Source organism: Lactobacillus leichmannii, from assembly GCF_024701915.1.
GTDB classification, from domain to species: Bacteria; Bacillota; Bacilli; order Lactobacillales; family Lactobacillaceae; genus Lactobacillus; species Lactobacillus delbrueckii.
This window is the reverse complement of sequence record NZ_QOCY01000042.1, coordinates 68,362-83,148: the sequence shown is the minus strand read 5'-3', so window position 1 is coordinate 83,148 and position 14,787 is coordinate 68,362. Positions and strand designations below refer to the sequence as shown.

At 51.7% G+C, this 14,787-nt stretch carries 10 protein-coding genes and 1 pseudogene; all 11 read right to left on the bottom strand.

Annotated features, from left to right (window positions below):
- Positions 1-55: 55 nt before the first annotated feature.
- Positions 56-3,613: a DEAD/DEAH box helicase gene (locus tag DS743_RS04770; RefSeq protein ID WP_141372424.1), complete on the bottom strand. Its 3,558-nt coding sequence runs from the start codon at positions 3,611-3,613 to the stop codon at positions 56-58.
- A gap of 14 nt (positions 3,614-3,627) precedes the next feature.
- Complete coding sequence (gene trmD, locus DS743_RS04765; RefSeq protein WP_035184636.1) at positions 3,628-4,365, bottom strand: tRNA (guanosine(37)-N1)-methyltransferase TrmD; 738 nt, start codon at positions 4,363-4,365, stop codon at positions 3,628-3,630.
- Positions 4,365-4,868 carry a ribosome maturation factor RimM gene (gene rimM, locus DS743_RS04760; RefSeq protein ID WP_003615480.1) on the bottom strand — a complete coding sequence of 168 codons (504 nt, stop codon included), beginning with the start codon at positions 4,866-4,868 and terminating at the stop codon, positions 4,365-4,367. The genes trmD and rimM overlap by 1 nt, the downstream gene beginning before the upstream one ends.
- 61 nt (positions 4,869-4,929) lie before the next feature.
- Entirely contained in the window at positions 4,930-5,202 is a 273-nt protein-coding gene (gene rpsP, locus DS743_RS04755) for a 30S ribosomal protein S16 (RefSeq protein WP_002879737.1), read from the bottom strand.
- Between the two features lie 93 nt (positions 5,203-5,295).
- Positions 5,296-6,726, bottom strand: a complete 1,431-nt coding sequence (gene ffh / locus DS743_RS04750; protein ID WP_035161969.1) for a signal recognition particle protein — start codon at positions 6,724-6,726, stop codon at positions 5,296-5,298.
- Position 6,727: 1 nt separating this feature from the next.
- Positions 6,728-7,069, bottom strand: a complete 342-nt coding sequence (ylxM, locus tag DS743_RS04745; RefSeq protein WP_025895400.1) for a YlxM family DNA-binding protein — start codon at positions 7,067-7,069, stop codon at positions 6,728-6,730.
- A 51-nt stretch (positions 7,070-7,120) separates the two neighbouring features.
- Positions 7,121-7,336: pseudogene (locus DS743_RS04740) on the bottom strand (C69 family dipeptidase); the annotation flags it as partial.
- Between the two features lie 2 nt (positions 7,337-7,338).
- Positions 7,339-8,610 (bottom strand): signal recognition particle-docking protein FtsY, encoded by a 1,272-nt coding sequence (gene ftsY, locus DS743_RS04735; RefSeq protein WP_072544171.1) that lies wholly within the window; start codon positions 8,608-8,610, stop codon positions 7,339-7,341.
- Between the two features lie 2 nt (positions 8,611-8,612).
- Positions 8,613-12,173, bottom strand: coding sequence for a chromosome segregation protein SMC (gene smc, locus DS743_RS04730; protein ID WP_035184641.1), 3,561 nt, complete (start codon positions 12,171-12,173; stop codon positions 8,613-8,615).
- The gene (rnc, locus tag DS743_RS04725; protein WP_013439831.1) at positions 12,173-12,868 is read right to left on the bottom strand and encodes a ribonuclease III; all 696 of its coding nucleotides are present in this window, start codon (positions 12,866-12,868) and stop codon (positions 12,173-12,175) included. The genes smc and rnc overlap by 1 nt, the downstream gene beginning before the upstream one ends.
- A 125-nt stretch (positions 12,869-12,993) precedes the next feature.
- On the bottom strand, positions 12,994-14,772 hold the full coding sequence (locus DS743_RS04720) for an oligopeptide ABC transporter substrate-binding protein (protein ID WP_035184643.1): 1,779 nt from the start codon (positions 14,770-14,772) through the stop codon (positions 12,994-12,996).
- Positions 14,773-14,787: the final 15 nt, after the last annotated feature.

Here is a 14,787-nt window from a genome sequence, read left to right as displayed (position 1 = left end):
GGCAAAATACCACGTCTAATAGAATACCATCTTTAGCCAGGCAAAGCAAGCTTCTTTAGTCCAAAATCTTGAGCAAGTCTTCCTTTTGCAGGCTGGCGCTGGAAACAGACTCTGCCGTCAAGATGCCTTGCGCCAGCTGGCTCTTGGCTTCCTGCAAGTCCAAAATAGCTTCCTCAACCGTATCCTTGGCAATCAGCTTGTAAACCGTTACCTTCTTTTCCTGGCCGATCCGGTGGGCCCGGTCAGTTGCCTGGTTCTGGGCCGCCACGTTCCACCATGGGTCATAGTGAATGACGGTATCCGCCCCGGTCAAGTTAAGGCCCGTCCCTCCGGCCTTAAGGGAAATCAAGAAGACCTTAGCCGGACTGTCTTTATGGTTGAAGACGTTGACTAAAGTCAGCCGTCTGGCTTTAGGAGTCTGGCCATCGATCCGTAAAAAGCCGATTTCCTCTGCCTTCAGGCTTTCTTCCAGCAGGTCCAGCATGCTGGTAAACTGGGAGAAAAGCAGGACCTTGTGGCCCCCGTCAATCGCGCTCTTGATCAAATCCACGCAGGCCAGGCGCTTTTCAGATTCGCCCTTGTAGTCTTCATAAAGCAGGCCCGGGTCGCAGCAGATTTCCCTGATCCTGGTCAATGCCGCCAGAATCTCTATCTGCTCGCGCTTGATACCTTCATCGTCCTCAGCCATAACCTTATTTTTCAAGCGGGCAATTTCAGCGTCATAGAGCTTTCTCTGCTCCTTGCCCATGCCGACATAGCGGACTTCCTCCAGCTTGTCCGGCAGGTCCTTGAGGACGTCTTTTTTCAAGCGTCGGAGGATAAAAGGACCGACCATCTGATTGAGCCGGTTCAAGCAGTCCTGGTCGTCTTCCTTAACGATCGGACTTTCAAAATCCTTCTTAAATTCCCGGTAACTCTTTAAAAAGCCTGGCATGACGAAGTTAAAAATACTCCAGAGCTCACTTAAGCGGTTTTCAATCGGCGTACCGGTCAAGGCAAAGCGGTGTTTGGCTTTAACCACGGAAACCGCCTTAGCCGCGGCTGTCCGCGGATTTTTGATCATCTGCGCCTCATCGATTACTTCATAGGCAAAAGTATGCGGCTCATAGTTGGCAATATCGCGCTTAAGCAGGTCATAAGACGTGATTACAACGTCAATTTCAGTCAAGTCTGCCAATTGCCCGCTTCGTTCTTTCTTAGAGCCAGACAAAACCAGCGTCTTCATTTCCGGGGCAAACTTTTTAAACTCAGCTTCCCAGTTAAGAACGAGAGAGGCCGGAGCCACGATCAAGCTCGGCTGGTCCTGTTGACTGGCCAGGAGGCTGATCACCTGCAAGGTCTTGCCCAGACCCATTTCATCCGCCAGAATCCCGCCAAAGCCATGCTGGGCCAGCCGGTTCATCCAGGCAGTCCCGGTCTTTTGATAAGGCCGGAGGATCTTCTCTAGGCCGGTTGGCAGTTTTAGCGGCGCTTCTTTTTGGTCAAAGTCAGCAAGTAATTGCTGGAAGTGGTCGTCTCTTTCAATTTCGCCCATCTCCTGCTCTTTTAAGAGCTGGTCGACGTAAAGGGCCCGGTAGGCCGGCATTTCCAGCTGTTCTTTGCCAAAATCCTTAGCGGTTAAATCTAAGTTTTTAGCTAAAAGGGCCAGCTTTCCCAAGTCCTGGCTGGCTGGATTAAGGAAGCTGCCGTTCTTCAAGCGGATATACTTCTTCCGGTCCTTGTACTGGCTGAAGACCTCCGCTAATTCTTCTGGCGTAAGCTCGCTTTTCAGATCCAGGCGCAAAAGCCCGTCACTTAAGGAAAGGCCAAAAGCCAGATTCAGCCTGTCTTTAAGCTTGAGCTTTTTAAAGGCTGGAGTAACTTCAACTTCATCAAAGGCGGCGAACAATTTCGGCATCCCTTCCAAAAGCTGGTATACCGCTTCGTCATCCCCTTTATCCAAGAGGCAGTCGCCGTCTTCCAGGTCAAAAAATTTCTCCAGCAGAGCAGCCAGCTTCTCTTCCTTGTACCAGTCCCGCTTAATTGCCCGCTCCCCGCTTGCGCCCAAGCGGACCGCCTTGCCTTGATAAAAGACCCGGGCCTGGCCAACTACTTCATCGCCCTCAACATCCAGGCGCAGCTGGCTATTTTCCAAGCCTCCTGCTTCTTCTAAAAGCTGCTGGGCAGCCGGGCTAATGGTCAAATTGCTGTATTTTTTCAAAAGAGGCAGGACAGTAGCCTTGAATTGGCTCAGCTGGTTTATGTCAAAGGACACGTCAATGTTTTCTTTGTTGCCAAAAAGGGCGTACAGCATATTGCCGAGCTTGCCAGCAACAAATGCTTCATCTGTCAGCTGGTAGCTGGCCCGGATCCCCCGGAGAACCGGCGGGCAAATCCCGGTAATGCTGATCCCCCGGCCCCCGTATACATCGATCTCAAGCTCAGCTTTTTCCAGTTCGCCCCGCTTAGCAGGGACGACCTGCTTATTGTCCAAGTTTTCGACTTCGCTGCCTTCAACCGCCGCGAAAAAACCGTCAATCCGACCGGAAGCAATCTCAATGCTTCTTTTTGACTCTCCGTAAATGTCTGCCCCATCTGCCGCGATCGTAGCCAAGAAGCTGAACAGGCGCTGGCTGGCCGGGTCAAAAGAATCTGGTGATACCAAGACTTCTTCCTTGCCCAGGGATATTGGCCGCCAGCTTAAGACATCGTCGACAAAATTCTGGATGTTTTTCACCACGTAAAGGCGCTTTTGGCCGACTTTAAACTTGACTAAAAAAGAACCGCCCGGCTCTTTCTCCAGCTGGGCCAAAAGCTTCACGTCCTCTAAGGCATCCTGGTCGAATTCTTCCAGCATCTCTGCCCTGGCCAGGGCACGGTCTGCCTGGTAGTCAGTTACTTCACCCGGGTTTTCCCGCATGATCATCAAAACCAGCTTCTGCAGGAGGGCAATTTCATGCCGGCAAGGGCCGGTAATTTCGTCTTGCTTGCATTCCGCAATATTGCACTTCAACTCGCTTACTTGCTTAAGGCCAACTTTAACGTTGACCTTGTTCCCGTTCCCGCGGTTGGCGAAATGGCTGAAGCCGGTAGCCGTTAACAGGGGCTGCTTATCATTAGCCTGGCTGTCATCCAGGTTAACGGCTACCAAATGGGCCAGGGCCGGATTATCCAAGATCCGCTCCCAAAGGACCGGGTCAAAGTCAACCGATGCAAGAATCTTGCCAGGATCAAAAATATAGTTGACATATTTTCTGCCAAGGCCGTAGACCTTTTCAATAATCTCTTCCTGCCGCTTTTTGCGGTCGCTTGCAGGCAATTCGCTGGTCAAGGGTTCTTGAATGGCCTGCATCCCTTCAATAAAAAGCTCCGTGGCGTACAAGCAGGCTGCCTCGTGCTTGCAGTTGTAGCCTTCAGCCGCGTAAGGGCAGTCACAGTCCATCCACTTGATCTCGCTCCAGTCATCAGAGAAGTCAATCGTTACGTCATAGCTTTGCCCGGGCTTGCCAACCCGGCAGTGGATGCCGGCCGGCAATTCACTGTAGCTGGGCGCGTAGACCCAGTCCTTTTTCCAGTAGTCCCTTCCCCGGTCCAGGATCCGGTTGGAAAAAAGCTTTCTCCATTGCAGGGTCATCTAATTCCCCTTTTCTATAGCTTGTCTTCTTCAGCCTGCTCGTCTTCTCTGATCTGCCGCAGCATTCTGACCTCTTCCGGGGTCAAGTCCCGCTTCTCCAGCAAGTCCGGCCGGTGCAGCTTGGTGGCCTTTAAAGCCTGGTAGTGCCGCCATTCATTGATCTTGCCATGGTTGCCTGAAAGGAGGACTTCCGGCACCTTTTGCCCCTCAAAATCAGCTGGCCGGGTGTATTGCGGATATTCCAAAAGGCCGTCTGAGAAGGATTCTTCAACTGTAGACAGGGCATTGCCCAGAATCCCTGGCAGAAGGCGGACAGTGGCATCGATCATGCTCATGGTCGGCAGTTCCCCACCAGTCAAAACGTAGTCACCGATTGAGACCATTTCGTCAGCCAGGTCGTAAACCCGCTGGTCAAAGCCTTCAAAGTGGCCGCAAATGAAGGTCAGGTTTTCTTCCTTAGACCATTTCTGGGCCATCTGTTCATTGAAGGTCTTCCCCTGGGGAGCCGTAATGATGACCTTGCCCTTGTTTTCCAGTGAATCAAGGGCAGCCTTGATCGGCTTGACCTGGAGAACCATCCCGGCCCCGCCCCCATAAGGAGTATCGTCGACTGACTTGTGCGGCCGGTCAGAAAAATCGCGGAAGTTGACCAGGTTCAGCTTCCACTTGCCATCTTCCTGGCCCCGGCCCAGCAGGGAAACCTGCAAGGGGGTAAACATTTCAGGAAACAGGGTCAATACGTTGATGTTCACTATCTCAAGCCCTCCATTAATTCAACCCGGACTTCTTTTTTATCAATATCCACGCTCTTAACGACCTGCGGGATGTATGGGAGCCAGAAGCTCTTGCCGTTTTCGTCAGTTACTTCCCAGATGTCATTGGCGCCTGGCGCTTCGATATCAGTCAATTCGCCGATTTCTTCCCCGCTTTCATCGTCCAGGACCTTGCAGCCCAAGAGCTCCCGGTAGTAGTAGACCCCGTCAGGCAGTTCCCCCTGGTCTTCTTCGCTGATCAAGATTTCCGTCCCCTTCAGCTTTTCCGCCTGGTCAATATCAGTGATTTCCGCAAAAGTTACCAGCCAGAACTGCTTAAAGGGCCGGCCAGCAGCTACCGTCACTTCCCGGCTATCGTCGCCCAGGTAAAGGCGGGAACCAGCTCTGAAACGGTCTTCTGGAAAATCGGTGGTCAAAGCGACCTTGACTTCACCCTTCAAGCCATGGGTCGCGATAATTTTGCCAACATTGTAGTAATTCATGGTGTATATTTTTCCTTTTCAACAAAAAAAGTTTGAAGCTAGTGCCCCAAACCTTTTCCAATTATTTGTTGTACTTTTCGTCGTGCAACTTAGCCATCAAGCCAGCGCCTGAAAGAAGTGAACGAACAGTGTCTGAAGGTTGTGCACCCTTCTTCAGCCATTCAAAGATCTTGTCTTCATCAAGCTTCAATTCCTTTGGTTGTGAAACTGGGTTGTAGTAACCAACTTCTTCGATGAAGCGGCCGTCACGAGGTGCACGTGAATCTGCTACAACAATCCGGTAAAATGGCTTTCTCTTGGCACCCATACGGCGCATACGAATCTTAACTGACATTAATTAGTCCTCCTAAATTTTAATAGTTATACTATAACACCCAAAAAGCAGCCTGTAAAGTGTTTTTACTTAACAGCCTGCTCTTTTTTAAAATTATGAGTGGAAGCGCTTGACCTTCTTCATTTTCTTGACCTTCTTCTTCTTGAAGCTCTTCCCCATCCGCCGCATGGCCATCTTGGCCATCGGGCTGTTCATGCCAGGCAATTTCTCCAAGTCCTTGAAGTTCCCCTTGGTCACCTTGGACATCATGTCCTTGGCCGTCTTGAACTCCTTGATCATCCGGTTGACTTCCACAATCGGCACGCCTGACCCGGCCGCGATCCGCCGGCGCCGGCTCGGGTTAAGCAGGCTTTCGTCTTCTCTTTCGGCTGGCGTCATGGAGTAGACGATGGCCTTGGTGTGGGCGATCTGCTTCTCATCGATTGAGAAGTTCTTCAATTGCGGGTTATTGGCCATACCGGGAATCATCTTCATGATTTCATCCAGCGGCCCCATCTTTTGCACCTGTTCCAGCTGGTCGATAAAGTCGTTGAAGTCAAAAGTGTTTTCCCGCATCTTCTGGGCAACTTTTTCCGCCTGCTTGGCATCGTAGTCCTGCTGGGCCTTTTCTATCAAGGTCAGCATGTCCCCCATGCCCAGGATTCTGGAAGCCATCCGGTCCGGGTGGAAGACTTCCAGGTCGGTCAGCTTTTCCCCTTGCCCAGTGAAGAGGATTGGCTTGCCGGTGATGGCTCTGATAGACAAGGCGGCCCCGCCCCGGGTGTCACCGTCCAGCTTGGTCAAGATGACCCCAGTCACGTCCAGGCGTTCATTGAAGGTCTTGGCCACGTCAGCAGCGGCTTGCCCAGTCATGGCGTCAACTACCAAGAGGATGTTGTCCGGCTGGGCGACCGCCTTGACTTCTTCTAGTTCCTTCATCAAAGGTTCGTCGATTTCCAGCCGGCCGGCCGTATCGATGATCACGTAGTCGTTTCTGTGGACGGCGGCTTCTGCCAGACCGTCTTCTACAATCTTGGCCACGCTCTTTTCTTCCGGGTCGCTGTAAACCGGGACCTTTAAGTCCGCCCCGATTTGCTCGAGCTGGTCAATGGCCGCTGGCCGGTAGATGTCGCCGGCAATCAAAAACGGCCGGGCTTTTTCTTCCTTCATCAAGCGGTAGGCTAATTTGCCGACCGTGGTGGTCTTACCAGTACCTTGCAGACCGACCATCATGATAACAGTTGGGATGTGCGGTGACTTGGTTAAGCCGACCGCTTCTTCCCCCATCATCTTGGTCAGTTCTTCATTGACGATCTTGATGACCTGCTGGCCTGGAGTCAGTGATTCCTGCACTTCCTGGCCCAGGGCCCGCTTTTTGATGGTCTTGATAAAGTCCTTGACCACCTTGAAGTTGACGTCGGCTTCAAGCAGGGCCAGGCGGATTTCCCGGGAGGCGGCGTTGATGTCTTCTTCAGAGATCTTCCCCTTCCCGGTCAAGTTGCGCAGGGCCTTCTGCAAACGTTCGCTTAAATTTTCAAATGCCATTTTATTCTCCTCTAATTATCTGCAGCAAGTCTTCCAGCTGCAATTTGGCCGTTTCCTGGTCACCGGCGGCCAGGCTGGCTAAGGCCTGGCTGATGCCTTCTTCCAATTGGCCGTAACTGGCCAGCAGCCGCAGCTTGTCTTCGTATTTTTCCAAAGACTTGGCGCTGCGCCGCAAATTGTCATAGACCGCTTGTCTTGAAACATTCCGGTTGTCGGCAATTTCGCCTAAAGACAGGTCGTTGTAGTAATAATCTTCAAAATAATCCTGCTGGCCCTGGGTGAGCAAGGCGCCGTACATGGCGTACAGGTCACCCAGAGCTTCGTTTTTGCTCAATTCATCCATCCTTTTCACCTAATTACCAGTATAGCAAAAAGTACTGCAAGTGCAGTACTTTTAGAGATTTTTATCCATATTAAAAGTCAGCTTGGACAGCTTGATGGCTTCCTTAAAGAGCTGGCCCCAAAGCTTTTCACTTTCCTGGCGGCAGTGGGCCACCGTTTCCTGGTTAGCCTTGGTCAAAAAGGTGGTCAGTTCTTCGCCAGTGAGGCCTTGGGCCTGGTCGGTTACTTCGGCCACCCGGGCGCGGAAGTAGCGGTTCAGCTTTTTTAAAACTACAGCAGGTCGTGGAAGAGGCCGACGGCATAGTTGGCCGCGTCAAAGTCGGCCAGGTCTTCTGCCTTTTCGCCCAGGCCAACCAATTTGACTGGCAGCTTCATTTCGTGGCGGATGGACAGAACCACCCCACCCTTGGAGGACCCGTCCAGCTTGGTTAAGACTAAACCAGACAGCTTGGTCGTCTTGTCAAAGTCCTTGGCCTGCAGGAGGGCGTTTTGGCCAGTTGACCCGTCCAGAACCAGGAGGGTTTCAGCCGGCTGATCTGGCAGGCGCTTCTTGATGGTCCGCTGGATTTTTTCCAACTCGTTCATCAAATTGACCTTGTTTTGCAAACGGCCGGCCGTGTCAACCAAGAGATAGTCTGCTTCTTCCGCGATCGCCCGCTCTAAGCCGTCGTAGACCACGGCAGCCGGGTCAGCCTTGTCTGGGCCAGTTACGACTGGAACACCGGTCCGCTTGCCCCATTCAACCAGCTGCTCAACCGCGCCGGCTCTGAAAGTGTCGGCAGCGACTAACAGAACCTTCTTGCCCTGGTCGTGGAAACGCTTGGCCAATTTGCCGACCGTAGTGGTCTTGCCGGCCCCGTTGACGCCGACGAAGAGGTAGACATTTGGCTTGGCGTTTGGATCGTAGGCCAGCTTTTCGTTTTCGCTGTTGGCATTTTCGTCATAGAGTTCCACCAGCTTTTGAACAATGACCCGCTTTAAGTCATCCCGGCTCTTGGCCTTTTGCAGCTTGGCTTCTTCTCTGAGCTGGTCAGTCAGTTCTTCACTGGTCTCATAGCCAACGTCAGATTCAATCAGCAATTCTTCCAAGTCGTCAAAGAAGTCTTCGTCAACCGTTCTGAATTTAGCCAAAAAGGCATTGAGGCGGGCACCAAAACCCTTGTTGGACTTCTCCAGCCCCTTTTCATAGAGCTCGGTTGTCTTTTCTTCTGTACTTTCTTCTGCTGGTTCAGTGGTCTCTTCTTCAGCTTCAGTCTTTTCTTCTGCAGTTTCAGTAGTTTCTGTTTCTTCTTCTACATCTTCTGTAACTTCAGCAGATTCTTCTTCAGCTGCTTCAGTAGATTCTTCATCAGCGGTTTCTTCTTGCTCTTCAGCCTTTTCTGCTACCGCTTCTTCAGAAGTTTCAGTAGTCTCTGCAACTGCCTCATTTTCTGTTTCAGCATTTTCTTCTGCGGCTTCTTCCTGGTCAGCCTTGACTTCTTCTGGCTTTTCTTCGTCTTTTTGGCCGAACAGGCTCTTTTTGATTCGATCAAATAATCCCACGATTATACCTCATCTTTTAAATCTTTCAAGGAGACCGACAAAATCTGGGATACCCCGGATTCCTGCATGACCACCCCGTAGAGCTGGTCGGCTTGTTCCATGGTCCCCCGCCGGTGCGTAATCACGATAAACTGGGTCTGGCTGTCATATTGGCGCAGGAAACGGGCAAAGCGGACGACATTGGCATCGTCCAGGGCCGCTTCCACTTCATCCAGCACGCAGAATGGCACTGGGTTGACTTCCAGCATGGCAAAAAGCAAGGTGATCGCCGTCAGCGACCGCTCTCCGCCGGACAGAAGGCTCAAGCGCTGCAGTTTCTTGCCAGGCGGCTGGGCGATGATTTCCACCCCGCTCTCCAGCAAATCGTCCGGATCCGTCAAGGTCAAGCGGGCATTGCCTCCACCAAAGACCACCGGGAAAAGGCGGCTGAAAGAGGCCGAAATCTGCTGGAAGGTCTGACCGAAGCGGTCCTTGACTTCCTGGTCCAATTCATCCATCGACTGCTGCAGGTTGCTTCTTGCTTCCAGCAGGTCGTTCTGCTGCCCTTTCAAGAAGTCATAGCGGTCCTTGACTTCCTTATATTCGTCAATCGCGCCCAAGTTGACCGGGCCGATGTCTTCCAAAGACATCCGGTGCAGCTTGACGCTGCGGCGCAGGTTCTGCTGGTTTTCTTCCGTATTTTCCAGCTTGGCCTGGGAAAGCGCGGCTTCATAAGTCAAAGAGTAGTCTTCCCTTAAACTGTCCAGGTGCTGCTTGAGCTGGCCTTTAACCGTGGCCAGCTTGACTGAGAACTCTTCTTGTTCACTAGCCGCGTCTTTTCGCAAGTCATAGTTTCTGGTCGCCACGGCTTCCAGCTGGTTGATTTGCCCGTTTAGCTGGCCCAAAAGCTGGCTGGCTGCATCCAGGTCAGCCTGCTTGTCTTTTTGCTCAGCCAGGAGCCGGTCTTTCTCCAGGCCCAGCTCCTCTTTCTTGCTGGCTGACAATTGACTGGAATTGTCCAAAGCAGCCAGTTTTTCTTCCAGCTGCCCGATCTGCTTCTGGATAGCCGCCTTTTGCCGGCCGAGCTCAGCTTTTCTGGCTTGCAGGTTTTCCTGCTTGTTGGCTAAAACCGCCAATTGCGGGTCAAGCTCAGCCAATTTTTCTTGCACGCCCTGGTTTAAATCAGTGTAGTTCTGAATGGTCTCTTGTAGGCTGGCCAGGTCGCGTTTTTGCTGGTCGGCCAAAGCGGCCAGCTCTTCCTTCTTAATCTTTTGGGCCTTTACTTTGTCAGTCAAATCTGCCAGGTAGGCAGCTTGTTCAGCCTGCTGGGCCTGGTAGAGCTGAACGGCGCTTTCCAGGCGCTTGACTTCTTTTTCCTGGCTTTGGAAGGTCAAGACTGCCGCGCTCAAGTCCTGCTGCAGACTCTGCAGGTCCCGACTGATTTGCTCCCGGGTCTCCTGCTTGTCTTTAACTTGCTTGTCTAAGCCTGCCAGCTTTTCTTCTTTGATATGGAACTGTCTTTCTAATTCCTCCAGCATGGCGGTCGTCTTGTTGATTTCAGCCGTTGTCTGCAAAGGGGAATTATTCCGCTGGTTGCGTGCCCCGCCAGTCATGGCCCCACCGGGACTGATGACATCCCCGTCCAAGGTAACGACCCGGTAGTGGCCGATCTGCCTGGAGACAGCCAGGGCCGTGTCCATATTGTCAACGATAATGATGCTGCCCAGCAGGTACTGGATAGCTTCTGAAATGTCAGTATCGCCCTTAGCCTCAACCAATTCGCTGGCCAGGCCTTGAAAGCCGGCAAAGCGTTCCAGAGCCTGCCGGGTTGAAGCGGGAATTGCCCGGTATCTTAATGCATCCAGGGGCAAAAAAGTTGCCCGGCCCAGTCTTCTGACCTTCAACTGCTGGATGGCATCTTTAGCCGCCATCCGGTCTTTAGCTACCAGACTTTGAACGCTGCCGCCAAGGGCAGTCGTCATGGCTGCTTCCAGGTCAGCCGGGAAGGTTAAAAGCTCCCCAACTGCCCCGATAATGCCCGGGAAGCGGTCTGGCTGGTTTAAAACCTGTTTGACCCCCGCATAGTAGCCATCATGCCGCTTCTGGATATTGACCAGGGCATCCCGGCGGGCAGTCAGCCGCTGGAGGTTGGTCAAATCTGCCTGCAGCTGCTTTTGGGCAACCTGCTGTTCGGCAGCTAATTTCCCTAATTGGTCGCTGGCTTCCTTTAATTCCGCCTGTAGCTGGTCAATTTCTGCCCGCAGCTTTTGCCCTTTCAACCGCAAGCCTTCCAGTTCTTCCTGGCTCTTGGCCAATTGGCTGGAGGCATCTTCATAGCGCTGGTCCTTGCTCTCTTTGGCCCGCTTGATTTCCCCTTCCAGGTAAACAAGCTGGTTGTTGGCACTGGTTTGGTCCTGCAAGGTCTGAATATATTGCGAGCGCAGGTCTTCTACTTTCAACTTGAGGCTGGCCGGGTCTTCTTTCAGCTGGTCGACCAGCTTTTGTCTTTTGCCTTTCAGCTGATCCAATTGCCCGACATATTCAGCTTCCTGGTCAGCCAATTTGCTGATTTCCGCATCCGTAGCCGCCAGATTTTCCTTTAAATCAGCCAGCTGTCTTTGGTATTCCAGCCTGGTTGCCTGGTCAAACTGCCGGGACTGCTGGGAAACCTGCAAGGAAGTGTTGATTTCTGAGAGCCGGTTGGCCAATTTAAGGACTTCCGCTTGCACCTGGTCCCGCTTTTGGCTTTCCAGCTGGAATTCCTGCCGCTTGGCTGCCAGCTTGGCCTGGGACTGCTTGACTTCCGCGTCCAGCCGGCTTAGAAGTTCCTGGCTCTTGGCCAATTTCTGGGAAACTTCCCTTTCTTCCTGGGCCAAGTCGGCGATTTCAAAGGCCAGCAGGGTCTTTAAGTCCTCATCAAGGGCGGCTTTTTGGAATTGGTATTCCTGGGCCAAGGAGCTCTGTTCATGCAAGGGCTCCAGCCGCTTCTCCAGCTCGTTGACCAGGTCGTTGATCCGGATCAGGTTGTCATTGGTCGTCTCCAGCTGCCCTTGAGCCTGCTGCTTTTGCTGCTTAAAGTGGAGCACCCCAGCTGCTTCTTCGAAAATTCCTCGTCTTTCCCGGGCCTGGGAATTGAGGATCTGGTCCACCCGCCCCTGGGAAATAATAGCCAGGCTGTTTTGGGAAATGCCGGAATCCAGAAAGAGCGCCCGGACATCCCGCAGACGGACCGGCTGCTGGTTGATCAAGTATTCATTGTCGCCGGACTTTAAGATCCGCCTGGTAATTGAGACTTGGTCAGCTGAAAAATCCAGTTCCCGGTGTCGGTTGTCGAAAACCATGGTCACTTCTGCCCGGTTTGAGGGCTTGCGGAACTGGCTCCCGGCAAAAATCACGTCTTTCATGTTGCGGCCACGCAGGGATTTAGCACTGCCTTCCCCCATGACCCAGCGAATGGCTTCAGTAATGTTGCTCTTGCCTGACCCGTTAGGGCCGACAATGCCGGTAATCCCCTTAGTAAAGTCAATCACCGTCTTGTCTGCAAAAGACTTGAAGCCTTCCAAAATCAAACTAGTTAAAGGCACTATTTTCCTCCATTCAAGTGCTCCAAGGCGTGGCTGGCCGCGTCCTGCTCAGCCTTCTTCTTGTTGCGTCCTTCCCCGCTAGCTAGCTTCTTTCCGTCGACCAGGACTTCAACTTCAAAGTGGGGCGGCTGCTGGCTCTCATTCAACACCCGGTATTCGATGGTCACGCTGCCGTTTTGCTGCAAAAGTTCCTGCAGGTCCGTCTTAAAGTCCCGGGACGGGGTAAAGTAGCCAGCCGCGATTAAAGGATAAACGGTCTGTCTAAGGAACTTTTCAACAGCTTCAATCCCCTGGTCTAAGAACAAGGCACCGTTGAAGGCTTCGAAGACGTCTTCCAAAAGGGCCTTGCGCTTGCGGCCGCCAGCTTTTTCCTCACCAACGCCCAGTTTGATTTCTTTTTTAAAGCCGCAGTCCAGGGCCACTTTTGAGAAGCCTTCAGTGCGGACGATATTTGATCTCAATCTTGTCAGTTCCCCTTCATTTAAGTGTTGGAAGTGGCGGTAAAGGTAGTCAGAGACTGTGAATTCCAATACCGCGTCTCCCAGAAATTCCAACTTTTCATAATTCCCCAAAGTTTTGCCGGGATTTTCATTGACATAGGAGGAATGGGTAAAGGCTTCCTCCAGCAAGCGGACATCCTTGAAGCGGATCCCGTATTTTTCATCCAGCATTTTAATAAATTTAGTTGAGACCATGAACTATACATCCTTTCATAACACTAAGAATTATATCAAAAGCCCGCCATAAGGGCGGCTTTTTTACCTAAATCCAAGAAAAAAACTCTGCCTTGTCCGGCAAATGGACAAAACAGAGTCGCAGATTATTTTTTATAGCCGATTTTATACCATAATGGATGGCTATTGTTCATTTCTGCCGGTTCATAAGAGAGGTTGACCAGCTGCTTGTTGATGGCTGTAATCTTGTAGGAACTGGTCAAAGGAATTACAAAGGCTTGCTCTTGCATGTACCTTTGCCACTTTTTGAAGACCTTGATCCGATAGTTGATGTTAAAGGCGGCATCTGAGTCCATCGCTTCCAAAAGCTGGGTATTGGTCTTGGTAGCAAAACGCTCCAGGTTGTACTGGGTCCCCGCCCCGTAGATGCCATTTTGGGAAGGCTCATTGTTTAAAGTCCAGCCGGCGATGAACATGTCGACCTGGCTGTCATCTTGGAAGAGTAGGTTGTAAAAAGTATTGAATTCCAGCAGGTGGCCAGTGGTCAGTTTGACGTTTAAGCCAATTTCTTTCCACTTCTTAATGTAGTTGTTGATGATCTTGCTTTGGCTGGCGTCACCGGTCATGGCAGCCAGGTGGATCACCAGCTTATGCCCCTGCGGGTCACGCCGGTATTTTTCCCCCGACCGGAGCTTGTATCCTGCCTTGTCCAAAAGCTTTTTCGCCTTAGCTGGGTTATAAGGATAACCCTTGCTCTTGTCATCGTAGTAGTCGCCAAATTGCGACGGGATCAAGCTCTTGATGCGGAAGGTCAAGCCAGACGTATACTTGCGCTGGATCTGGGTGACGTTCATCGCGTAGCCAATAGCCTGTCTCAGAGACTTATTGGCCATCTTGGAATTCTTATTCATCTTGACTGAGTTGGTCTTCTCGTCCCACTTCCCCAGCTTGAAGCCCAGATAGTTGTAGCTCAAAGGAATCGTGGCCACGAACCTGTAGTTTTTGGTAGTCCTGATCTGCTGCCACTGGGAGTTAACAACTTCGATGATGTCGTAAGTTCTTTCTTTAATGGCCGTGGAGACCGACTTTGGCGAAATAATGGAGATGGTGATCTTGCTCAAGCTCGGCGTCCCCCGCCAGTAGTATTCATTGCGGGTCCAAACCACCTTCTGGCCCGCTTCAATGCTCTGGACCTTGTAAGGTCCAAAGTAAACAGGCTTTTTGCGGATTTCGATGCAGGTTCTCAGCTTACTGAAAGGCACATTCTTAAGGTAGTGATATGGCAGGGCAGATTCCCAAAAGTAGCCGTTACCGGACTTCAGCATCCCCGGGTGCATTTCTTTAAAGTGAATCACGACCTTGCGGCCATTTTCCCCATCCGGCATTTCAATCCCGCTGATCGTCTTGTCTTTCCCGTCATGGTATTCCTTCAAGCCCGCCACATCCTGCAAGGAAGAAGTATAGTGAGAACTTTTTGTAGCCTTGTTGGCAATTACTTCATAGGCATATTCCACGTCTTTAGCAACGACCTGCTTGCCGTCAGACCACTTGACCCCTTTTTTTATATTAATGGTGATCTGCTTGGCCTGCCGGTCCAGGCTGAAGCTTGCCGCCCCGCTGTCTGTGATATTGTAGCTGTTGTCCGTGTCAAATAAAGATTCAGAGCCAAACTGGGCCAAAGTGGCATCAGTTGTTGAATCAGCCAGTTCATCAGAAAAAATCCCCGTGAAAGGAGTATCAGTTTCTAAGGCTACCTTGATGCCGCCGCCCTTTTTAGTCTTGGCAAAACTGGTAGCCACTGGGAACTGCATGGCATCTTCTGCCCCGCTGTTGCCATTTTGCTTGCTTTTCTCCGTCTTTTGCCCGCAGGCCGCCAGACTTAGGGCCACTAGCAGGCAAAGCGTTATTTTCGTTAGTCTTTTCATCAATCAAGAGTCCTT